Genomic DNA, 21414 nt, shown 5'->3' with positions numbered 1-21414 from the left:
ATCCGTACTCCTGCCCTTATTCGGCGCCAGTGAAGTCTTCGAGCGTCTCACCGGCGGCCAGGGACACATAAGCCTTGCGGTAGCCCTGGCGACGGCCCAGACCATTCGCGGAGCGCTTGGTCTTGCCCTTGACGTTCAATACCTGGACGCGATCGACCTTCTTGCCGAACAGGACCTGAACGGCCTGCTTGATTTCCGGCTTGGTCGCGTCACTGGCCACCTTGAACACGTACTGGTTGTTCTCAGCGGCGAAAGCGGCCTTCTCGGTCACGTGCGGACCAAGCAGAACCTTGAATACGCGTTCCTGGTTCATGCCAGCTTCTCCTCGAATTTACGCAGAGCAGAGACGGTGACCAGCACCTTGTCGAAGGCGATCAGGCTCACCGGGTCGGCAGCAGCCACATCCACCACATCCACGTTGGGAATGTTGCGGGCGGCCAGATAGAGCTTCTCGTCGACTTCCTCGGTGACGATCAGCACTTTCTCGAGGTTCAGCTCCTTGAGCTTGGCCACCAACTCCTTGGTCCGGGGCGCTTCGACGGTAATCTCGTCGATCGCCACCAGACGCTCCTGGCGAACCAGCTCGGAGAGAATCGCGCGCATGGCCGCACGGTACATCTTGCGGTTGACCTTGTGGGAGTGATCCTGCGGGCGAGCCGCAAAGGTCACACCACCGCTACGCCACAGGGGCGAGCGAATGGTACCGGCACGAGCACGACCGGTGCCCTTCTGGCGCCACGGCTTCTTGCCACCGCCACGCACGTCGGAACGGTTCTTCTGGGCACGGGTACCCTGACGACCACCGGCCAGATAGGCGGTGACGACCTGGTGAACCAGCGCCTCGTTGAATTCTTTGCCAAAGGTGGCGTCGGCAACTTCGACAGTGCCCGCGCCTGCAGCTAGATTCAGATTCATCGGTTCTATCCCCTTCAGCCAGCCTTGACGGCGCTGCGCACAATGACATCGCTGCCGGTAGCACCGGGCACGGCGCCCTTGACCAGCAGCAGGTTGCGTTCGGCGTCGACACGGACAATTTCCAGGCTCTGCACGGTGCAGCGGACATTGCCCATCTGGCCGGCCATCTTCTTGCCTTTGAAGACACGACCCGGGGTCTGACACATGCCGATGGAACCCGGCGCGCGGTGCGACAGTGAGTTGCCGTGGGTGGCATCCTGGGTACGGAAGTTCCAGCGCTTGACGGCGCCCTGGAAGCCCTTGCCCTTGGAGGTACCGGTCACATCAACCATCTGACCAGCTTCGAAGAGGGATACGGTGAGTTCGCCGCCCACTGCCGGAGCCTCATCGCCTTCTGCAAGGCGGAACTCCATCAGCGCACGACCGGCCTCGACACCTGCCTTGGCATACTGACCTGCCTGGGCCTTGGTGAGGTGCTTGGCCTTGCGGGAGCCGGTTGTGACCTGAATCGCTGCGTAGCCGTCGGCTTCGACAGACTTGACGCTGGTGACGCGATTCGGCTCAACCTCGATCACGGTTACGGGCACAGAGGCGCCATCTTCGGTAAAGACACGGGTCATACCGGCCTTTCTACCGACTAAACCGATAGTCATTCTCAGTCTCCTTTAGTGTACGGGGCTATCACCCGCTATGGCTGCCCTTTCCAGAGCATTCCACTAGCACGTTGTATGACGCCATCTCGGCGTGGCGGCTGCTGCTCATGTCTCGCCTATGAGCGCTGGGCCGCGGGGTGTCTAGTGTAGTCAGTCGAGCTTGATCTGAACGTCCACGCCAGCGGCGAGGTCGAGCTTCATCAGCGCATCGACAGTCTTCTCGGTCGGCTCGACGATATCGAGCACACGCTTGTGTGTGCGAATCTCATACTGATCGCGCGCGTCCTTGTTGACGTGCGGTGAGATCAGGATGGTGTAACGCTCACGATTGGTCGGCAGCGGGATCGGCCCACGGACCTGAGCACCGGTGCGCTTGGCGGTTTCAACGATCTCCGCGGCGGACTGGTCGATCAGGCGATGGTCGAACGCTTTCAACCGAATGCGAATCTTCTGGTTCTGCATTTGCCCTAAACTCCAATGGATGTCGACGGCGCCTGCCGTCTACCCACGCATTCAAAGGATGCGCATTATAGGCACGTCGCCAGCGAGAGTCAAACACTCTGGCTGCGATGCGCAGAAAGGGGGCTCCAATCGGAGCCCCCTTCGATCATTCCAGCGAAAACCGCTTACTGGATGATCTTGGCCACGACGCCGGCGCCGACGGTACGGCCGCCTTCGCGGATGGCGAAGCGCAGGCCGTCATCCATGGCGATCGGAGCGATCAGGGTGACAACCATCTTGACGTTGTCGCCCGGCATGACCATCTCGACGCCTTCCGGCAGCTCACAGGTACCGGTCACGTCGGTGGTACGGAAGTAGAACTGCGGACGGTAGCCCTTGAAGAACGGCGTGTGACGACCACCCTCTTCCTTGGACAGCACGTAGACTTCGGCTTCGAAGACGGTGTGCGGGTTGATGGAGCCCGGCTTGGCCAGCACCTGGCCACGCTCGACGTCATCACGCTTGGTGCCACGCAGCAGGGCGCCAACGTTCTCACCCGCACGACCTTCGTCGAGCAGCTTGCGGAACATCTCGACGCCGGTCACGACGGTCTTGGTGGTGTCGCGGATACCGACGATCTCGACTTCTTCGCCGGCCTTGACGATGCCACGCTCGATACGACCGGTAACCACGGTGCCGCGACCGGAGATGGAGAATACATCCTCGATCGGCATCAGGAACGGCTGGTCGATGGCACGCTCAGGCTCCGGGATATAGTCGTCCAGGGCCTTGATCAGGTTGGCAACGGCGGTGGTGCCCATGCCGTTGTCGTCCTTGCCTTCCAGCGCCATCAGAGCAGAGCCGGTGATGATCGGGGTATCGTCGCCCGGGAAGTCGTACTCGCTCAGCAGCTCGCGAACTTCCATCTCGACCAGCTCAAGCAGCTCTTCGTCGTCGACCATGTCGGCCTTGTTCAGGAACACGACGATGTAAGGCACGCCGACCTGACGGGAGAGCAGGATGTGCTCGCGAGTCTGCGGCATGGGGCCGTCAGCAGCGGAACAGACCAGGATAGCGCCGTCCATCTGGGCAGCACCGGTGATCATGTTCTTGACGTAGTCAGCGTGTCCCGGGCAGTCGACGTGAGCGTAGTGACGCTGCTCGGACTGATACTCGACGTGAGAGGTGGCGATGGTGATACCGCGCTCACGCTCTTCCGGTGCGTTGTCGATGGTGTCGAATTCGCGCCAATCGCCGCCGAAGACCTCAGCAGAAACACGAGTCAGGGCCGCAGTCAGAGTGGTCTTGCCGTGGTCGACGTGACCGATGGTGCCGACGTTGACGTGCGGTTTGGAACGTTCGAATTTTTCCTTAGCCACTTCGATAACCTCTTTACGTTAGCTAAAACGGTTTAACCTTTCTGGTTGATGACGGCTTCTACGATGCTGGAGGGCGCCTCGTCGTACTTCGAGAACTCCATAGTGTAGCTCGCACGACCCTGGGACTGAGAGCGCAGATCGGTTGCGTAACCGAACATCTCGCCCAGCGGCACCGTCGCGCGGATGATCTTGCCGGAGGAAGAGTCATCCATGCCCTGCACCAGACCGCGACGACGGTTCAGGTCGCCCATGACGTCACCCATGAATTCCTCGGGGGTCACGACCTCGACCTTCATCACCGGTTCCAGCAGCACGGCTTTGGCCTTGCGGGCCCCTTCCTTGACAGCCATGGAAGAGGCAACCTTGAACGCGTTCTCGTTCGAGTCCACGTCATGGTAGGAGCCATCGTACAGCGTGACCTTGACGTCGATCATCGGGTAGCCCGCGATGACGCCGTTCTGCAGCTGCTCAAAGGCCCCTTTCTCGACGGCACCCACGTACTCCTTGGGCACCACACCGCCGACGATCTCGGAAGCGAACTTGAAGTGCATGTCTTCGTCTTCGCCCTTGTCCGCCTCGGTCAGCGGCTCGATACGCAGCCAGACGTGGCCATACTGGCCGCGACCGCCAGACTGGCGCACGAACTTGCCTTCCTGCTCGACGCTGCCGCGAATGGTTTCGCGGTAGGCGACCTGGGGCTTGCCGATGTTGGCCTCGACCTTGAACTCGCGACGCATGCGGTCGACGATGATATCGAGGTGCAGCTCACCCATGCCGGAGATGATGGTCTGCCCGGTTTCCTCGTCGGTCTTGACGCGGAACGACGGGTCTTCCTGGGCCAGCTTGCCCAGCGCGACACCCATCTTCTCCTGGTCGGTCTTGGTTTTCGGCTCCACGGCCACGGAGATTACCGGATCCGGAAACTCCATGCGCTCCAGCACGATCTTTTCATTCAGATCGCACAGGGTATCACCCGTGGTGACGTCCTTCAGGCCGATACAGGCAGCGATGTCACCAGCCAGAACTTCCTTGATCTCTTCGCGGGAGTTGGCGTGCATCTGAACGATACGACCCACCCGCTCCTTCTTCTGCTTGACCGAGTTGTAGACGCTGTCGCCAGAGTTGAGAACCCCGGAATAGACGCGAATGAAGGTCAGCGTGCCGACGAACGGATCGGTGGCGATCTTGAATGCCAGGGCAGCGAAGGGAGCACTGTCATCCGCCTCGCGGGTGGCGATGGTGCCATCCTTGTCGTCCAGCTCACCCTCGATGGCCTTGACCTCGGTGGGTGACGGCATGTACTCGATGACGCCATCGAGAACCGCCTGCACGCCCTTGTTCTTGAACGCAGAGCCGCAGGTGACAAGCACGATTTCGTTGGCCAGGGTGCGGCGACGCAGACCGGCCTTGATCTCTTCGATGGTCAACTCACCACCCTCGAGATACTTCTCCATCAGCTCTTCGGATGCCTCGGCGGCAGCCTCGACCATCTCTTCGCGATACTTCTCCGCGGTCTCCTGGAGCTCGGCCGGGATATCAACGAGGTCATAGCTCATGCCCAGGCTGTCTTCGTCCCAGAGAATGGCCTTCATCTGGATCAGATCGACGACGCCCTTGAACTCTTCCTCGGTGCCCCAGTTGATCTGGATCGGCACCGCGTTGGCTCCCAGCTTTTGCTTCAGCTGGTCAACCACCATGAAGAAGTCGGCGCCGGTGCGGTCCATCTTGTTGACGAACACCATGCGCGGGACTTCGTACTTGTTGGCCTGGCGCCAGACGGTCTCGGTCTGGGGCTGAACGCCGGACGAGCCGCACAGCACCACCACGGCACCGTCGAGCACGCGCAGGGAGCGTTCGACTTCAATGGTGAAGTCGACGTGTCCGGGCGTGTCGATGATGTTGATGCGGTGCTCATCGAACTGCTGATTCATGCCCTTCCAGAAGGTAGTGACAGCAGCCGACGTGATGGTGATGCCACGCTCCTGCTCCTGCTCCATCCAGTCGGTGGTAGCAGCGCCGTCATGCACCTCGCCGACCTTGTGGGACAGGCCGGTATAGAACAGCACGCGCTCGGTCGTGGTGGTCTTGCCGGCATCGACGTGAGCGACGATGCCGATATTACGGTAGCGTTTTAGTGGAGTCTTGCGAGCCACGGTGGAACTCCCCGTTGGTTGGCGATGCGTTTAGAAGCGCACTTAGAAGCGGTAGTGCGAGAACGCCTTGTTGGCTTCGGCCATGCGATGCACGTCTTCACGCTTCTTGACCGCGGAGCCCTTGCCCTCGGCGGCGTCGAGCATCTCGCCAGCGAGACGCTGCACCATGGTCTTCTCGCCGCGCTTGCGCGCCGCGTCCACCAGCCAACGCATGGCCAGCGCCTGACGGCGCGAAGGGCGGACTTCTACCGGAACCTGATAGGTCGCACCGCCAACGCGGCGGGACTTGACCTCGACCATGGGCTGGATGGCTTCCAGCGCCTTGTCGAAGATCTCCAGCGGCTCTTCCTTGCTACGCTCGGCAACCTTGTCCAGCGCACCGTAGACGATGTGCTCGGCCACGGACTTCTTGCCGCTGTACATCAGGTGGTTCATGAACTTCGCCAGGCGCTCACTTCCGAACTTGGGATCCGGCAGGATTTCGCGCTTGGCTACTACTCTTCTTCTAGGCATGACAAGCCCTCTATCGAAGGGTCTTTCAGGCAAACCCGGAACTCTCGCACGCTCTTTTCGAACTCGCGACGCCCGGCCTTACTCTTATCAGACCGAAATTGATTCTGGATGCGTACCGATGTCGATCAGGACTTGGGACGCTTGGTGCCGTACTTGGAACGGCCCTGCTTGCGGTTCTGCACGCCGGAGGTGTCCAGGGCGCCGCGAACGGTGTGATAGCGCACACCCGGCAAATCCTTGACACGGCCGCCGCGGATCAGCACCACAGAGTGCTCCTGGAGGTTGTGACCCTCACCGCCGATGTAGGACGACACTTCGAACCCGTTGGTCAGGCGCACGCGGCAGACCTTACGCAGGGCCGAGTTCGGCTTCTTCGGGGTGGTGGTGTAGACGCGGGTGCAGACACCGCGTTTCTGCGGACAGGCCTGCAGCGCCGGCACGTCGCTCTTGGCGGCGGGGCGCTTGCGCGGCTTGCGCACGAGCTGATTGATCGTTGCCATGTTGTGTAGCTGACTCCAATGGTTGCCTTGCCTTCCAGCGGGCGCGGGCACACCCACCCCACTGTTAAAGGCTGCGCATTCTAATGTCTAGCGGGGTCGGGCGTCAAGCCGGGAGCACTGCTCGCGGCCTGACACCCTTGCACGCCGTCTACAGGTCGTCATCGTCCGAGTCGAGCGCGGTGAGCTGGGCGCCCAGCTCCTGCTCGACATCGAAGGCCGACGGGTGGAGCAAACGCTCGGTGTCTTCACGCTTGCGGCGACGCTCCTGGTGGTGAGCCAGACCGGTTCCTGCCGGAATCAGTCGGCCGACCACCACGTTCTCCTTCAGGCCGCGCAGGTAGTCGCGCTTGCCGGTAACCGCCGCCTCGGTCAGCACCCGCGTGGTCTCCTGGAAGGAGGCCGCAGAGATGAACGACTCGGTGGCCAGGCTGGCCTTGGTGATACCCAGCAGCACCCGCTGGTACTTGGCCGGGAACTTCTCGGCCTTCTCCAGGCGTGCATTCTGCTCCAGCACCCGCACCAGTTCGACCTGGTCGCCCGGGATGAAGTCGGAATCACCAGAATCGGTGATCTCGACCTTGCGCAGCATCTGACGCACGATCACTTCGATGTGCTTGTCGTTGATGCCCACGCCCTGGAGGCGATAGACCTCCTGGATCTCGGCGGTGATGTACTTGGCCAGCTCCGCCACGCCCAGCAGTCGCAGGATGTCGTGCGGGTTGCTCGGGCCGTCGGAGATCACCTCGCCCTTCTCGACGCTCTCGCCTTCGAAGACAGCGATCTGGCGCCACTTCGGAATCAGCGCCTCGAACGGATCGCCACCGTCCTCGGGAGAGATCGTCAGGCGACGCTTGCCCTTGGTCTCCTTGCCGAAGCTGATCACGCCGCTGACTTCGGCGAGGATTGCCGGCTCCTTCGGCTTGCGCGCTTCGAACAGGTCGGCCACGCGGGGCAGACCCCCGGTGATGTCCTTGTTGCCGGACGCTTCCACCGGGATACGGGCGACGATCTCGCCAATGCCGATCTTTGCACCGTTCTCCACCGAGACGATGGACTTGCCCGGCAGCAGGTACTGGACGGGCGTATTGGACCCGGTGACGCTGATCGGCTCGCCGGCTTCGTCGGTGAGCAGGATCATCGGACGCTTCTCGCGACCGGCCTGGGGACGGGCGGCGGACTCGATCACCTCGATGGACGAGAGGCCGGTCATCTCATCCACGCTGCGGTGAATGGTCATGCCCTCGTCCATGTCGGCGTAGTGCACCTTGCCCTCGACCTCGGCAATGATCGGGTGGGTGTGCGGATCCCACTTGGCCACGGCCTGGCCGGCATCCACGGCATCGCCATCCTTGATGGAAAGCTCGGCACCGTAGGGGAGCTTGTAGTACTCGCGCTCGCGGCCATGGTCGTCGGCGACGGCCAGGGCGCTGGAGCGGGAGACCACCACCAGCTTGCCGTCGGCGCGCTCGACGAACTTCATGTTGTGCAGGCGTACGCGACCGCCGTGCTTGACCTGGACGCTGTCCACCGCCGAGGCACGCGATGCCGCGCCACCGATGTGGAATGTCCGCATGGTCAGCTGGGTGCCGGGCTCACCGATCGACTGGGCGGCGATGACACCCACCGACTCGCCGATGTTGACCTGATGGCCACGGGCCAGATCACGGCCGTAGCAGCAGGCACAGACGCCGTGCGCAGACTCGCAGGTGATGGCACTGCGCACCACTATTTCGTCGACACCCATGGTGTCGAGATGCTCGCACCAGGCTTCGTCGAGCAGGGTGCCCTTCTCGATCAGCACCTCGTCGGTGGCCGGATCGATGACGTCCTGGGCCACCACACGGCCAAGCACACGCTGGGCCAGGGAGACGATGATATCGCCGCCCTCGATGACCGGGTGCAGGGTCAGACCGCGCTCGGTGCCGCAGTCGGTCTCGGTGATCACCATGTCCTGGGCCACGTCGACCAGGCGACGGGTCAGGTAACCGGAGTTGGCGGTCTTCAGTGCCGTATCCGCCAGGCCTTTCCGCGCGCCGTGGGTCGAGATGAAGTACTGGAGTACGTTAAGGCCTTCACGGAAGTTGGCGACGATCGGCGTCTCGATGATCGAGCCGTCCGGCTTGGCCATCAGGCCACGCATGCCCGCCAGCTGGCGGATCTGGGCGGCACTACCCCGGGCACCGGAGTCGGCCATGATGAAGACGCTGTTGAAGGAGTCCTGCTCGACCTCGTTGCCGTCACGGTCGATCACGGTCTCCTTCTCGATCCCGCGCATCATCGCCTTGGCCACCTTGTCGTTGGCCTTGGACCAGATATCGATGACCTTGTTGTACTTCTCGCCAGCGGTGACGAGGCCCGAGGAGAACTGATCCTCGATCTCCTTCACTTCGGCCTCGGCCGCATCGACGATCTCGACCTTGGCATCCGGGATGACGAAGTCGTTGACGCCGATGGAGGCGCCGGACCAGGTCGCCATGCGGAAACCGGTGTACATCAGCTGGTCGGCGAAGATAACCGTCGGCTTGAGGCCGGCACGACGATACACCTCGTTGAGCAGCTTGGAGATCGCCTTCTTCTTCATCGGCTGGTCGACCAGCTCGAAGGGCACGCCGTCGGGCAGGATACGGAACAGCAGGGCACGACCGGCGGTGGTGTCGTAAATGGTACGCACCGTGCTCTGTTCGCCGGTCTCCTCGTCGATCACCACCTCGGTGAGACGCACCTTGACCCGGGCATGCAGCGAGACGCTCTGGGTGCCGAAGGCGCGCTCGACCTCGTTGAGACCGGAGAACACCATGCCCTCGCCCTTGGCGTTGATCTTCTCGCGGGTCATGTAGTACAGGCCCAGCACCACGTCCTGGGACGGCACGATGATGGGATCGCCGTTGGCCGGTGACAGCACGTTGTTGGTGGCCATCATCAGCGCCCGCGCCTCGAGCTGGGCTTCCAGCGTCAGCGGCACGTGTACCGCCATCTGGTCACCGTCGAAGTCGGCGTTGTAGGCGGCACACACCAGCGGGTGCAGCTGGATCGCCTTGCCTTCGATCAGCAGCGGCTCGAAGGCCTGGATCCCGAGACGGTGCAGGGTCGGCGCGCGGTTGAGCAGCACCGGGTGCTCGCGGATAACCTCGGCGAGGATATCCCACACCTCGGGCAGCTCGCGCTCGACCATCTTCTTGGCCGCCTTGATCGTCGAGGCATGACCCTGCGACTGCAGCTTTGAATAGATGAACGGCTTGAACAGCTCCAGCGCCATCTTCTTGGGCAGGCCACACTGATGCAGGCGCAGGGTCGGGCCGACGGTAATGACCGAACGGCCGGAGTAGTCGACGCGCTTGCCCAACAGGTTCTGACGGAAACGCCCCTGCTTGCCCTTGATCATGTCGGCCAGGGACTTCAGCGGGCGCTTGTTCGAGCCGGTGATGGCCCGGCCGCGACGGCCGTTGTCCAGCAGGGCGTCGACCGCCTCCTGGAGCATGCGCTTCTCGTTGCGCACGATGATGTCCGGCGCATTGAGGTCGAGCAGACGCTTCAGGCGGTTGTTGCGGTTGATCACCCGGCGATACAGGTCGTTCAGGTCGGAGGTCGCGAAGCGGCCGCCGTCCAGCGGTACCAGCGGACGCAGGTCCGGCGGCAGTACCGGCAGCACCTCCATGACCATCCACGCCGGCGCGTTGCCGGAATTGTGGAAGGCTTCCAGCAGCTTGAGCCGCTTGGAGAGCTTCTTGATCTTGGTCTCGGAGTTGGTCTGCGGGATCTCCTCGCGCAGCCGGTCGATCTCTTCCGGCAGCTCGATGTCCTTGAGCAGCGCCTGGATCGCCTCGGCGCCCATGCGGGCGTCGAAGTCGTCACCGAACTCCTCGAGGGCCTCGAAGTACTGCTCGTCGTTGAGCAGCTGGCCGCGCTCCAGGGTGGTCATGCCCGGATCGATGACCACGAAGCTTTCGAAGTAGAGCACCCGCTCGATGTCGCGCAGGGTCATGTCCAGGAACATGCCGATGCGTGACGGCAGCGACTTCAGGAACCAGATGTGCGCAACCGGCGAGGCCAGCTCGATGTGGCCCATGCGCTCGCGGCGCACCGCGGCCTTGGTCACTTCGACGCCGCACTTCTCGCAGATGATGCCGCGGTGCTTCATGCGCTTGTACTTGCCGCAGAGGCACTCGTAGTCCTTCACCGGGCCAAAGATCTTGGCGCAGAACAGGCCATCCCGCTCCGGCTTGAAGGTACGGTAGTTGATGGTCTCGGGCTTCTTGACCTCACCGAAGGACCAGGAGCGAATCATGTCCGGCGAGGCGAGCGAGATCTTGATCGCATCGAACTCTTCGGACTGTGACTGCGATTTGAGGACTTTCACCAAATCTTTCATGGAGTCGGCTCCTAGCTCTCTAACTCGATATCGATGCCCAGCGAACGGATTTCCTTAACGAGTACGTTGAAGGATTCCGGCATGCCGGCATGCATGGTGTGGTCGCCGTCCACAATGCTCTTGTACATCTTGGTGCGACCTTCCACGTCGTCGGATTTCACCGTCAGCATCTCCTGCAGGGTGTAGGCGGCACCGTAGGCTTCCAGCGCCCAGACCTCCATCTCCCCGAAGCGCTGGCCACCGAACTGCGCCTTGCCGCCCAGCGGCTGCTGGGTGACGAGCGAGTAGGAGCCGGTGGAACGCGCGTGCATCTTGTCGTCGACCAGGTGGTTGAGCTTCAGCATGTACATGTAGCCCACCGTGACCGGCCGGTCGAAGGCGTCGCCGGTACGACCGTCGTAAAGGGCCATCTGGCCAGAGTCCGGCAGATCCGCCAGGCGCAGCAGGTGCTTGATCTCGCTCTCATCGGCGCCGTCGAACACCGGCGAGGCCATCGGCACGCCGCTGCGCAGGTTCTTGGCCAGGGCGATCACCTCGTCGTCGCTGAGGGTGTCGAGGTCCTCGACCCGGGTGCCGGTAGCCGAGTTGTAGACCTTGTCCAGGAACTCGCGGATCTCGGCCACCTGCTGGCCGCGGGCGTCGCGGAGCATGGCATCGATCTTCACGCCCAGCCCCTGAGCCGCCAGGCCCAGGTGAGTCTCGAGGATCTGACCCACGTTCATGCGCGACGGCACGCCCAGCGGGTTGAGGACGACGTCCACCGACACACCGTTGTCGTCGAAAGGCATGTCCTCGACCGGCATGATGGCGGAGATGACACCCTTGTTACCGTGACGGCCGGCCATCTTGTCACCCGGCTGGATGCGACGCTTGACCGCCATGTAGACCTTCACGATCTTCAGTACGCCCGGCGCCAGATCATCGCCCTGGGTGAGCTTGCGCTTCTTGTCCTCGAAGCGCTCCTCCATTTCCTTGCGACGGTTCTCCAACTGCTCGTCAGCCTGGGCCAGCAGCTCGTTGAGGGACTCCTCCTGCAGGCGCAGCTTGAACCACTGCTGGCGCGGCAGCTCCTCCAGGTAGCTCTCGGAGAGCACGTCGCCCTTCTTGAGCTTGGGCCCGCCATGCACCACCTCGCCATTCAGGGTGCGCTTGAGGCGCTCGAAGGTGGCGTCCTCGGCGATGCGGTAAGTCTCCTGCAGGTCCTTGCGCACCTCGTCGAGCTGCATCTGCTCGATGGCCAGTGCGCGGGAATCCTTCTCCACGCCGTCGCGGGTGAAGACCTGGACGTCGATGACCGTACCCTTCATGCCGGTGGGCGCACGCAGCGAAGTGTCCTTCACGTCGGAGGCCTTTTCACCGAAGATCGCCCGCAGCAGCTTCTCTTCCGGTGTCAGCTGAGTCTCGCCCTTGGGCGTGACCTTGCCCACAAGGATGTCACCCGGACCGACTTCGGCACCGATGTAGACCACGCCCGCCTCGTCCAGCTTGGAGAGCGCCGACTCACCCACGTTGGGAATATCGGAGGTGATCTCCTCCGGCCCCAGCTTGGTGTCGCGGGACACACAGGTCAGTTCCTGGATGTGGATGGTGGTGAAACGGTCTTCCTGCACCACCCGCTCCGACAGCAGGATCGAGTCCTCGAAGTTGTAGCCGTTCCAGGGCATGAAGGCGATGCGCATGTTCTGGCCCAGGGCCAGGTCACCCATGTCGACGGACGGGCCGTCGGCCAGGATATCGCCACGCGCCACGGTATCGCCGGGACGCACGATCGGGCGCTGGTTCATGCAGGTGTTCTGGTTGGAACGCACGTACTTGGTGAGGTTGTAGATATCGACGCCGGCCTCGCCACCGATGATCTCGTCCTCGTTGATACGCACCACGATACGCTTGGCGTCGACCGAGTCGATCACACCGCCGCGACGTGCCACGGCGCAGACGCCGGAGTCACGCGCAACGAAGCGCTCCATGCCGGTACCCACCAGCGGCTTCTCGGCACGCAGGGTCGGCACCGCCTGACGCTGCATGTTCGAGCCCATCAGGGCGCGGTTGGCATCGTCGTGCTCGAGGAACGGGATCAGTGCCGCGGCCACGGAGACCACCTGGCGCGGAGAGACGTCCATCAGCGTCACCTGCTCGGGACGCATGAAGGTGGTCTCGCCCTTGTGGCGCACCTGAACCAGGTCGTCGTCCAGCTTGTTGGACTCGTCCACGGCAGCCGAGGCCTGGGCGATGACGTAATCGCCCTCCTCGATGGCCGAGAGGTGCACCACCTCGTCGGTCACCTGGCGATCCACCACCTTGCGGTACGGCGTCTCGAGGAAGCCGTAGCTGTTGGTGTGGCTGTAGGTGGCCAGGGAGTTGATCAGACCGATGTTCGGCCCTTCCGGCGTCTCGATGGGGCAGAGGCGGCCGTAGTGCGTGGCGTGAACGTCGCGCACCTCGAAGCCGGCCCGCTCACGAGTCAGGCCGCCCGGCCCAAGCGCGGAGACGCGGCGCTTGTGGGTGACCTCGGAGAGCGGGTTGTTCTGGTCCATGAACTGCGAGAGCTGGCTGGAACCGAAGAACTCCTTGACCGCCGCGGCGACGGGCTTGGCGTTGATCAGGTCCTGGGGCATCAGGCCCTCGCTCTCGGCCATGGAGAGACGCTCCTTGACCGCACGCTCGACCCGCACCAGGCCGACGCGGAACTGGTTCTCCGCCATCTCGCCGACGCAGCGGATGCGGCGGTTGCCCAGGTGATCGATATCGTCGACTTCGCCGAAGCCGTTACGGATATAGATCAGTTCCTTGAGCACATCGAGAATATCGCGGTTGTCGAGTACCCCGGAGCCGGTATCGGCGTCACGACGCAGGCGACGGTTGAACTTCATCCGACCGACGCCCGACAGGTCGTAGCGGTCCTCGGTGAAGAACAGGTTGTGGAACAGGGTCTCGGCGGCTTCCTTGGTGGGCGGCTCACCGGGACGCATCATGCGGTAGATCTCGACCAGCGCCTCGAGCTGGGAGCCGGTGGTGTCCAGCCGCAGCGTGTCGGAGACGAAGGAGCCACAGTCGAGATCGTTGGTGTAGAGCGTCTCAATGGTGGTGATGCCGGCCTGCCCGAGCCTCTCGAGCAGCTCGGGAGTGATCACCGTGTTGCAGGGGCAGATCAGCTCACCGGTACTGGAATCGACCTGATCCCGCGCCAGAGTCTTGCCGAAGAGGTAGTCCATCGGCACGTCGAGGCGCTCAAGCCCAGCCTTTTCCAGCTGGCGGATATGCTTCTGGGTGATGCGCCGGCCTTCCTCGACGATGAGGTTGCCCTCGCCATCCTTGATATCGAAGGTGGCGGTTTCGCCGCGCAGGCGCGACGGCACCAGCTCCACAGAGAAGCCAGATTTCTCGATGTGGAAGGTGCTGGTCTCGAAGAATTCGTCGAGAACTTCCTCGGCGGTCAGGCCCAGCGCACGCAGCAGCACCGTGGCCGGCAGCTTGCGGCGACGGTCGATACGAACGAAGACGTTATCCTTGGGATCGAACTCGAAGTCGAGCCAGGAGCCGCGGTAAGGGATGACCCGGGCCGAGTAAAGCAGTTTGCCGGATGAATGGCTCTTGCCCTTGTCGTGATCGAAGAACACGCCGGGAGAGCGGTGCAGCTGGGAGACGATGACGCGCTCGGTACCGTTGACTACAAAGGTACCGTTCTCGGTCATCAGGGGGATTTCCCCCATGTAGACTTCCTGCTCCTTGATATCCTTGATGGCCTTGTTCGAGGAGTCCCGATCATAGATGATCAGGCGAACCTTGACCCGCAGGGGCGCCGAGTACGTAACGCCACGCAGCTGGCACTCCTTGACGTCGAAGGCCGGCGTGCCGAAACGGTAGCTGACATACTCGAGCGCGGCGTTGCCGGAGAAGCTCTCGATCGGGAACACGGACTTGAACGCCGCGTGAAGCCCGGTCTCGAGACGCTCATCGGCCGAGCGGTCCTGCTGGAGGAAGTCGTAATAGGAATCAAGCTGGATCGCCAGCAGGTAGGGCACATCCATCACTTGGGGCAGTTTGCCGAAATCCTTGCGGATGCGTTTTTTCTCAGTGTATGAGTAAGCCATCTGTATTCCCCAGCTTGTTCACCATGGTGACCGATGCGTGGTCGGCGCCACCCGACGGGCTCGACCCCGTCAGGCGCTGACGGCAAGCTCCACAAAGGTAGCTCGCCGTCGGGATTCTTCTAGCGACGCTGCGTCAGCAAGGCGCTAGTGCAACAGAAAAAGGCCGGCAGCGGGAGGGCCCGCCACCAGCCGTGGAAGCTTACGCAGCGCGTGAAGCCATGGGCACAAGGATTACTTGAGCTCCACGCTCGCGCCGGCTTCTTCCAGCTTCTTCTTTGCCGCTTCGGCGTCGTCCTTGGACAGACCTTCCTTGATGGTAGCCGGTGCGCCGTCGACGGCACCCTTGGCTTCCTTCAGGCCCAGGCCGGTCAGTTCGCGAACGGCCTTGATCACGTTGACTTTCTTGTCGCCAGCGCTGGTCAGGACCAGGTCGAACTCGGTCTGCTCTTCAGCAACTTCGCCAGCGGCAGCCGGGCCAGCCATGACAGCGGCGGCGGCAGAAACGCCGAACTTCTCTTCCATCGCTTCGATCAGCTCGACAACTTCCATGACGGACATGTCGGAGACGGCGTTGATGATATCTTCTTTGGTCAGTGCCATTTTGGTCTTCCTAACTTTGCGGGAGCCTCGGCGCGCCGAGCGCTCGTCTATTCAGAGTTCGATTCAGGCTGCAGGAGCGAGTTCGCCGATCAGGCGGCCGCTTCCTGCTTCTGGTCGCGCAGGGCGGCCAGGGTACGAACCAGCTTGCCGGCAGATGCTTCCTTCATGACGGACATCAGCTTGGCGATGGCCTCGTCATAAGTCGGCAGCGTTGCCAGTCGATCGATGTCGCTTGCCGGAATCAGCTCACCTTCGTAGGCCAGCGCCTTCACTTCAAAGTTCTGATCCTGCTTGGAAAACTCCTTGAACAGGCGGGCTGCAGCGCCCGGATGCTCGGTGGAGAAAGCCAGCAGTGTCGGACCGATGAAGCTCTCGTTCAGGCATTCCCACTGGGTGCCTGAGAGGGCGCGGCGTGCCAGGGTGTTGCGGACAACACGGATCTGCACGCCATTCTCGCGGGCCTGCTTGCGCAGGTCGGTCATCTTCTCGACCGTGACACCACGAGAATCGGCAACTACGACGGAGAGTGCGCCCTTGGCCGCTTCACTGACCTCGGCAACAATCGCCTTCTTGCCTTCGAGTGCTAGTGGCACAGTGATCACTCCTTCGTGCCGGAACCTCGCCATGCGGGCTCCGGGGGTTACCATCTCTTCCGCAGGCCGCCTCGCGACGGACTTCGGAAGTCCCGGGTGATGGTGCTCACCAGCGATCTGGCGGCCACACCATCTGCGCAGGCACCCCATGCCGGGGACATTAAGCCGCCACTCGAAAGCGGCGGCGCCTGCGGTCTTTGACGGCGCCCCTCGCACCCTGCCTGGCAAGGCGCTCGGGGACCGCAAAGTTCATGCAAACTACACTTGCTTCGCTGCCGGCATTGATGCCCGACAGCAACCTCTCTCGCCCTGCTTACGCCAGGCCGGAGTGGTCCAGGGTCAGCCCCGGGCCCATGGTAGTGGACAGGGTGACCTTCTTCACATAAATACCCTTGGACGTACTCGGCTTGAGACGCTTGAGGTCGGCTACCAGCGCTTCCAGGTTGCCCTGGATGGCGGTCGCATCGAAATCGACCTTGCCCAATGTGGTATGGATGATGCCGTTCTTGTCGGTGCGGAAACGCACCTGGCCCGCCTTGGCGTTTTTCACCGCAGTGGCGACATCAGGCGTTACGGTGCCGACCTTGGGGTTGGGCATCAGGCCACGCGGACCGAGAATCTGGCCCAGCTGGCCGACAACGCGCATGGCGTCCGGCGAGGCAATGACCACGTCGAAGTCGAGCTGGCCCTTCTTGACCCGCTCGGCCAGATCGTCCATGCCGACGATATCGGCACCGGCTTCCTTGGCGGCATCGGCATTGGCACCCTGGGTAAAGACGGCAACGCGCACGTCCTTGCCGGTGCCGTTGGGCATTACGGTGGCACCGCGCACGACCTGATCGGATTTGCGCGGATCTACGCCCAGATTGATGGCGACGTCGAGGGATTCCTTGAACTTGACGGTGGACAGCTCATTGAGCAGTGCCACTGCCTCTTCCAGGGAGTACGCCTTGGCCGGATCGACCTTCTCGCGAATCACCTTGGCACGCTTGGACAGTTTAGCCATGATCAGAGACCCTCCACGTTCAGACCCATGCTGCGGGCGCTACCGGCAATGGTACGCACAGCGGCGTCAAGATCGGCAGCCGTCAGATCCGGCTCCTTGGTCTTGGCGATCTCCTCGAGCTGCTCGCGGGTCACGGTGCCGACCTTCTTCTTGTTCGGCTCGCCGGAGCCGGACTTGATGCCAGCCGCCTTCTTCAGCAGGACAGCCGCAGGGGGCGTCTTGGTGATGAAGGTGAAGCTGCGGTCGGAGTAGACGGTGATAACCACGGGAGTCGGCAGACCCGGCTCGATCTCCTGCGTAGCCGCATTGAAGGCCTTGCAGAATTCCATGATGTTGACACCGTGCTGACCCAGCGCGGGACCCACGGGGGGACTCGGATTGGCTTTACCGGCTGCAACCTGCAGCTTGATGTAAGCCTGTACTTTCTTGGCCATGATGGACTCCAGTTGGGTAATAGCGCCTTTCGGCTCCCCGGGTTATACGGCCGCCTCAGCGGCCAGACAGCAAATACGGGACGAGGAGACTACTCCTTCTCGACCTGGGCAAATTCCAATTCGACTGGCGTCGCCCGACCAAAGATCAGCACGCTGACCTGGAGGCGACTCTTGTCGTAGTTGACTTCCTCGACCACGCCATTGAAGTCGGCAAAGGGGCCGTCAACGACACGCACGGACTGGCCCGGCTCGAAGATGGTCTTGGGCCGCGGCTTGTCGGTACCGTCTTTCACCCGGCGCAGGATGGCATCGGCCTCCTTCTGGGTGATCGGTGCCGGCTTTTCCTTGGTCCCACCGATGAAGCCCATGACACGCGGCGTCTCATTGACCAGGTGCCAGGTGGCGTCATCCATTTCCATCTCGACCAGCACATAGCCGGGATAGAACTTGCGCTCGCTCTTGCGGCGCTTGCCATCTCGCATCTCGACGACTTCTTCGGTCGGCACCAGAATCTCGCCGAAGCGATCTTCCATGCCATACATCTTCACGCGCTCCAACAGGGAGCGCATGACATGCTTCTCGAAGCCGGAGTAGGCGTGAACGACGTACCAACGCTTGGACATGAAAACTCCTAACCGATGACGCCGGACATCGCCCAGCCAAGAAGGGTGTCGATCAACCACAGCATCAGACCGACCACCAGCACGGCGACAAGCACGATAGCCGTGGTCTGCACGGTTTCGGGGCGGGTTGGCCATACCACCCGCTGAATTTCTTTCTTGGCGCTCTTGGCCAGCTCGGCCAGATCGCGTCCTTTGGCAGTAGTCAGCGCTATGACTGCAGCTGCAGCACAGAGAATGACGACACCCAGCACACGGTAGAGGATGGCCTGGTCGGCAAAGTAGGTATTCCCCACGACAGCCACGGCCAGCAACGTGATGACCACCGCCCACTTGAGCCCGTCGTGGCGCGACTCCTGCACCTCGGCGTTATGTTTCATGAAACGTGACTCCTCAGGGTGCGGCAATCGAATCTTTATAACTGATAGATGGGGTGCCAACCTGGGGGAGGCTGGCAGGCCAGGAGGGAATCGAACCCCCAACCTGCGGTTTTGGAGACCGCTGCTCTGCCAATTGAGCTACTGGCCTGTATCTGATGCGCGCCACCCCTTGCAGGCAGCATGCACAACAGCGGGCGCCATGATAGCGAAGGTCTCGCCTGCTGACAACCCCTTCCTGCGCTACTGCGCCGAAAAAGAGAAAGGCGAGCCTTGGCTCGCCTTTCTCAAACTTGGAGCTCATGGACGGATTTGAACCGTCGACCTCACCCTTACCAAGGGTGTGCTCTACCCCTGAGCTACATGAGCAAAACCCTTTGGCACATCTCGCATGCCCTGCACCGACAACCTTCGTCAGCGCTTCCCATACTGGAGCGGGCAGCGGGGATCGAACCCGCATCATCAGCTTGGAAGGCTGAGGTTCTACCATTGAACTATGCCCGCCTACCCACTCTGGCAGCCGAATCGCCAAAGTCGATCTCGGCATGAAACTTGGTGGAGGGGGAAGGATTCGAACCTTCGAAGCTTTCGCGGCAGATTTACAGTCTGCTCCCTTTGGCCACTCGGGAACCCCTCCAGCTGGCGGATCATTCTACCGCCTCCACGCACCGTGTCAAGTCCTTGTTTATCAGCAACTTGCCTGAACTTCCTTTAGCCGGAAGCTCCCTCGACCGTGGAACGCGCTGCATTGTGTCAAAGCAGCATGGAGAAAGCAAGGCCCGCGCGGATTTTTTCCAACCCCGCCGGCTGGGGCACCCGCGGCGCGCCCGACATGCGCCCGCCTCGCTCGGCAGCGGTCAGCGGAAAGCACGCCTCCAACCCTCCGTATACCATGTCGGGCCAGACCGCGTGGGGAGACTGCATGCCGCGCGACACGACGCGCGCATCTCCACCGGTGAGCAACATTGGCAGCGCCACGCCCTCCCGGTCGCAAACTTCCGAGTAGATTCGGTTGATGGCACTGACTGCGGCCATATAGATACCATGGTTAACAGCCTCAACGGTACGCTGCCCGGGCAGCAGCAGCTCTTCGGCTTCGCTGTCCGGATCAATGGCCACGTTGCGGGTGCCCAGCTTGAGGCTCTCCTTCATCAGGCGCAGCCCGGGAATGATATACCCGCCCAGATGCCGCCCACCGGGCAACACGAAATCGACGGTAATCGCACTACCGCAGTCCACGGCGCAACAGCCCCCTGCCAACTGGTAGCCCGCCAACACGCCCATCCAGCGATCCACCCCCAGTCGATGAGGCTCCTCATAGCCGTTGACGACGCCAAGCGCCTCCGGCGTGGAGCGAGCCACATGCACGCCGCGCACTCGACTGTGCAGCAACTCCACGGTCTGCTCCAACACAGCCTCTCGAGCCACACTGGAAATCCTTACCGCCTCGACCACATCCAGGTCAGGAATATCGGAACCAGGCTTCCACTCCTCGCGGGTCCAGACGGCACCGCGTGAACGGATCTCGCTGCTGTCGGCATCCTTGAGGCGCCACTTCGACAGCGTATTACCGATATCCAGGTCAAGGATCATGAGCGTCCACGCACGCTGATTTCGCCCCCAGCCAAGCGCTCGCGCCGCCCTTTCCGTTGAATCCAGAGATTCCCCGACTCGTCGACGTCTTCAGCTGTTGCCGCCAAACGCTGCCCTCCCCGCAGCACATCGATCTCACAGCCGCCAAAGGCATGCCTGACATTCCACTCGTCGCGCCAAGCAGCGAAGCCCTGGCTTTCATAGCCAGCAAGCAGCGGCAGAAGATCATCCAGCAGCTCGTACGCAAGCTGGTTCCGAGATAAGCCCTGGGCCTGATCATGCACCGCCGCGACAGGCTGCTCGATCGTCTTGCGAAAGTCCTGGGGCAGGCTGACGTTGATCCCCATACCGATCACTACCTCGCAGGGGCCAGCCGTATCCCCGCTGATCTCGACCAGGATGCCGGCCAGCTTGCCCAGCCCCCCGTCGTCGCACTCCAGGAGCACATCGTTGGGCCACTTGAGCCTCGGCGCGAGCCCGTGTCGCTCGAGCACCCGGGCCAGCACCACCCCCACGGCCAGGCTGAGTCCTTCCAGAGCCGCGACGCCGGAATCAAACCTCCAGCCAAGCGAAAGCATGAGGGCACGCCCCCAAGGAGTCGTCCAGGCACGGCCACGGCGCCCACGGCCTTCGCTCTGCTGCTCCACCAGGCATACCTCACCATGGCCTGCACCCTGATCAAAGCGCTGGCGGATAAACAGATTGCTTGATGGCAGCGTCTCTTCAATGAACAGGCGGGTAAGATGTTGCCTGCCTTGCCGCGACAGACCGGCCACGATGATCCCACCATCGAGAAGCTCCAGTGGTCCCGATATCCGGTACCCCTGCCCCTTGACAGCTTCCAGAGGAATTCCCAGCGCTTCGAGCTTTTTTAGCTGCTTCCATACCGCCGTACGCGACACGCCCAGCCGCTCGCCCAATTGCTCGCCGGAGTGAAACTCTCCGTCACTCAGCAGGCGGATCAGATCACCGATGGTCATGCCCTGTGCCCCAACCGGGAAAAATCCCATTCTAGCGGAACTGCCGCAGGCACTGCACTGATCACAAAAAGAAAAACCCCAGCTTCTTTCGAAACTGGGGTTTTGGACAGGCACCTGACTATAGTTCGGGCCGGCCATCCGACGAGGAGCCGGCCCGCGGAGCGGCCCCACATATAAAGAGCGGGTCTCCCCATGCC

18 protein-coding genes and 4 tRNA genes are annotated in these 21414 nt (G+C 62.3%); all 22 read right to left on the bottom strand.

Annotation, left to right across the window (positions count from 1 at the left end; all coding sequences use genetic code 11):
• Nucleotides 1-16: 16 nt before the first annotated feature.
• Nucleotides 17-313 carry a 50S ribosomal protein L23 gene (gene rplW / locus KZO25_RS17405; protein ID WP_066443635.1) on the bottom strand — a complete coding sequence of 99 codons (297 nt, stop codon included), beginning with the start codon at nucleotides 311-313 and terminating at the stop codon, nucleotides 17-19.
• Complete coding sequence (gene rplD, locus KZO25_RS17400) at nucleotides 310-915, bottom strand: 50S ribosomal protein L4 (protein WP_043518300.1); 606 nt, start codon at nucleotides 913-915, stop codon at nucleotides 310-312. The genes rplW and rplD overlap by 4 nt, the downstream gene beginning before the upstream one ends.
• A gap of 14 nt (nucleotides 916-929) precedes the next feature.
• Nucleotides 930-1568 carry a 50S ribosomal protein L3 gene (gene rplC / locus KZO25_RS17395; RefSeq protein WP_066443633.1) on the bottom strand — a complete coding sequence of 213 codons (639 nt, stop codon included), beginning with the start codon at nucleotides 1566-1568 and terminating at the stop codon, nucleotides 930-932.
• A gap of 150 nt (nucleotides 1569-1718) precedes the next feature.
• Complete coding sequence (gene rpsJ, locus KZO25_RS17390; protein WP_016419080.1) at nucleotides 1719-2030, bottom strand: 30S ribosomal protein S10; 312 nt, start codon at nucleotides 2028-2030, stop codon at nucleotides 1719-1721.
• A 164-nt stretch (nucleotides 2031-2194) separates the two neighbouring features.
• Nucleotides 2195-3388 (bottom strand): elongation factor Tu, encoded by a 1194-nt coding sequence (gene tuf, locus KZO25_RS17385; protein WP_066443631.1) that lies wholly within the window; start codon nucleotides 3386-3388, stop codon nucleotides 2195-2197.
• A gap of 32 nt (nucleotides 3389-3420) precedes the next feature.
• Nucleotides 3421-5541, bottom strand: coding sequence for an elongation factor G (gene fusA, locus KZO25_RS17380; RefSeq protein ID WP_066443628.1), 2121 nt, complete (start codon nucleotides 5539-5541; stop codon nucleotides 3421-3423).
• A 42-nt stretch (nucleotides 5542-5583) separates the two neighbouring features.
• Complete coding sequence (gene rpsG, locus KZO25_RS17375) at nucleotides 5584-6054, bottom strand: 30S ribosomal protein S7 (RefSeq protein ID WP_066443625.1); 471 nt, start codon at nucleotides 6052-6054, stop codon at nucleotides 5584-5586.
• Between the two features lie 125 nt (nucleotides 6055-6179).
• On the bottom strand, nucleotides 6180-6554 hold the full coding sequence (gene rpsL / locus KZO25_RS17370) for a 30S ribosomal protein S12 (RefSeq protein WP_010626462.1): 375 nt from the start codon (nucleotides 6552-6554) through the stop codon (nucleotides 6180-6182).
• 148 nt (nucleotides 6555-6702) lie between these two features.
• Entirely contained in the window at nucleotides 6703-10923 is a 4221-nt protein-coding gene (gene rpoC, locus KZO25_RS17365; protein ID WP_223137943.1) for a DNA-directed RNA polymerase subunit beta', read from the bottom strand.
• Nucleotides 10924-10934: 11 nt separating this feature from the next.
• Nucleotides 10935-15014 carry a DNA-directed RNA polymerase subunit beta gene (gene rpoB, locus KZO25_RS17360; RefSeq protein ID WP_223137942.1) on the bottom strand — a complete coding sequence of 1360 codons (4080 nt, stop codon included), beginning with the start codon at nucleotides 15012-15014 and terminating at the stop codon, nucleotides 10935-10937.
• 231 nt (nucleotides 15015-15245) lie between these two features.
• Complete coding sequence (rplL, locus tag KZO25_RS17355) at nucleotides 15246-15614, bottom strand: 50S ribosomal protein L7/L12 (RefSeq protein WP_066443619.1); 369 nt, start codon at nucleotides 15612-15614, stop codon at nucleotides 15246-15248.
• Between the two features lie 89 nt (nucleotides 15615-15703).
• Nucleotides 15704-16207, bottom strand: coding sequence for a 50S ribosomal protein L10 (gene rplJ, locus KZO25_RS17350; RefSeq protein WP_043514693.1), 504 nt, complete (start codon nucleotides 16205-16207; stop codon nucleotides 15704-15706).
• Nucleotides 16208-16520: 313 nt separating this feature from the next.
• Nucleotides 16521-17213 (bottom strand): 50S ribosomal protein L1, encoded by a 693-nt coding sequence (gene rplA / locus KZO25_RS17345; RefSeq protein ID WP_066443610.1) that lies wholly within the window; start codon nucleotides 17211-17213, stop codon nucleotides 16521-16523.
• Nucleotides 17214-17215: 2 nt separating this feature from the next.
• Complete coding sequence (gene rplK, locus KZO25_RS17340) at nucleotides 17216-17647, bottom strand: 50S ribosomal protein L11 (RefSeq protein WP_043514686.1); 432 nt, start codon at nucleotides 17645-17647, stop codon at nucleotides 17216-17218.
• Nucleotides 17648-17736: 89 nt separating this feature from the next.
• Entirely contained in the window at nucleotides 17737-18270 is a 534-nt protein-coding gene (nusG, locus tag KZO25_RS17335; RefSeq protein WP_043514683.1) for a transcription termination/antitermination protein NusG, read from the bottom strand.
• Nucleotides 18271-18278: 8 nt separating this feature from the next.
• The gene (gene secE, locus KZO25_RS17330; RefSeq protein WP_066443608.1) at nucleotides 18279-18647 is read right to left on the bottom strand and encodes a preprotein translocase subunit SecE; all 369 of its coding nucleotides are present in this window, start codon (nucleotides 18645-18647) and stop codon (nucleotides 18279-18281) included.
• A gap of 72 nt (nucleotides 18648-18719) precedes the next feature.
• A tRNA-Trp gene (locus KZO25_RS17325) sits at nucleotides 18720-18795 on the bottom strand.
• 143 nt (nucleotides 18796-18938) lie between these two features.
• Nucleotides 18939-19013 (bottom strand) — tRNA-Thr (locus KZO25_RS17320).
• 61 nt (nucleotides 19014-19074) lie between these two features.
• Nucleotides 19075-19148 (bottom strand) — tRNA-Gly (locus KZO25_RS17315).
• A gap of 49 nt (nucleotides 19149-19197) precedes the next feature.
• Nucleotides 19198-19281 (bottom strand) — tRNA-Tyr (locus tag KZO25_RS17310).
• Nucleotides 19282-19397: 116 nt separating this feature from the next.
• Nucleotides 19398-20237, bottom strand: a complete 840-nt coding sequence (locus KZO25_RS17305) for a type III pantothenate kinase (protein WP_066443606.1) — start codon at nucleotides 20235-20237, stop codon at nucleotides 19398-19400.
• Complete coding sequence (locus tag KZO25_RS17300; RefSeq protein WP_223137941.1) at nucleotides 20234-21217, bottom strand: biotin--[acetyl-CoA-carboxylase] ligase; 984 nt, start codon at nucleotides 21215-21217, stop codon at nucleotides 20234-20236. Before KZO25_RS17300 ends, KZO25_RS17305 begins: the two co-directional genes overlap by 4 nt.
• Nucleotides 21218-21414 lie beyond the last annotated feature (197 nt).

The organism is Halomonas sp. ANAO-440 (assembly GCF_019915905.1).
Classification (GTDB): Bacteria; Pseudomonadota; Gammaproteobacteria; order Pseudomonadales; family Halomonadaceae; genus Halomonas; species Halomonas chromatireducens.
Note: the sequence above shows the minus strand (reverse complement) of the source record. Positions and strands in the feature narration are given on the sequence as shown.

Bases quoted from the DNA above. Each gene is read 5' to 3' on its own strand.
- rplW (WP_066443635.1), bottom strand. From the start codon at position 313: ATGAACCAGGAACGCGTATTCAAGGTTCTGCTTGGTCCGCACGTGACC.
- rplD (WP_043518300.1), bottom strand. From the start codon at position 915: ATGAATCTGAATCTAGCTGCAGGCGCGGGCACTGTCGAAGTTGCCGAC.
- rplC (WP_066443633.1), bottom strand. From the start codon at position 1,568: ATGACTATCGGTTTAGTCGGTAGAAAGGCCGGTATGACCCGTGTCTTT.
- rpsJ (WP_016419080.1), bottom strand. From the start codon at position 2,030: ATGCAGAACCAGAAGATTCGCATTCGGTTGAAAGCGTTCGACCATCGC.
- rpsG (WP_066443625.1), bottom strand. From the start codon at position 6,054: ATGCCTAGAAGAAGAGTAGTAGCCAAGCGCGAAATCCTGCCGGATCCC.
- rpsL (WP_010626462.1), bottom strand. From the start codon at position 6,554: ATGGCAACGATCAATCAGCTCGTGCGCAAGCCGCGCAAGCGCCCCGCC.
- rpoC (WP_223137943.1), bottom strand. From the start codon at position 10,923: ATGAAAGATTTGGTGAAAGTCCTCAAATCGCAGTCACAGTCCGAAGAG.
- rpoB (WP_223137942.1), bottom strand. From the start codon at position 15,014: ATGGCTTACTCATACACTGAGAAAAAACGCATCCGCAAGGATTTCGGC.
- rplL (WP_066443619.1), bottom strand. From the start codon at position 15,614: ATGGCACTGACCAAAGAAGATATCATCAACGCCGTCTCCGACATGTCC.
- rplA (WP_066443610.1), bottom strand. From the start codon at position 17,213: ATGGCTAAACTGTCCAAGCGTGCCAAGGTGATTCGCGAGAAGGTCGAT.
- rplK (WP_043514686.1), bottom strand. From the start codon at position 17,647: ATGGCCAAGAAAGTACAGGCTTACATCAAGCTGCAGGTTGCAGCCGGT.
- nusG (WP_043514683.1), bottom strand. From the start codon at position 18,270: ATGTCCAAGCGTTGGTACGTCGTTCACGCCTACTCCGGCTTCGAGAAG.
- secE (WP_066443608.1), bottom strand. From the start codon at position 18,647: ATGAAACATAACGCCGAGGTGCAGGAGTCGCGCCACGACGGGCTCAAG.
- KZO25_RS17305 (WP_066443606.1), bottom strand. From the start codon at position 20,237: ATGATCCTTGACCTGGATATCGGTAATACGCTGTCGAAGTGGCGCCTC.
- KZO25_RS17300 (WP_223137941.1), bottom strand. From the start codon at position 21,217: ATGACCATCGGTGATCTGATCCGCCTGCTGAGTGACGGAGAGTTTCAC.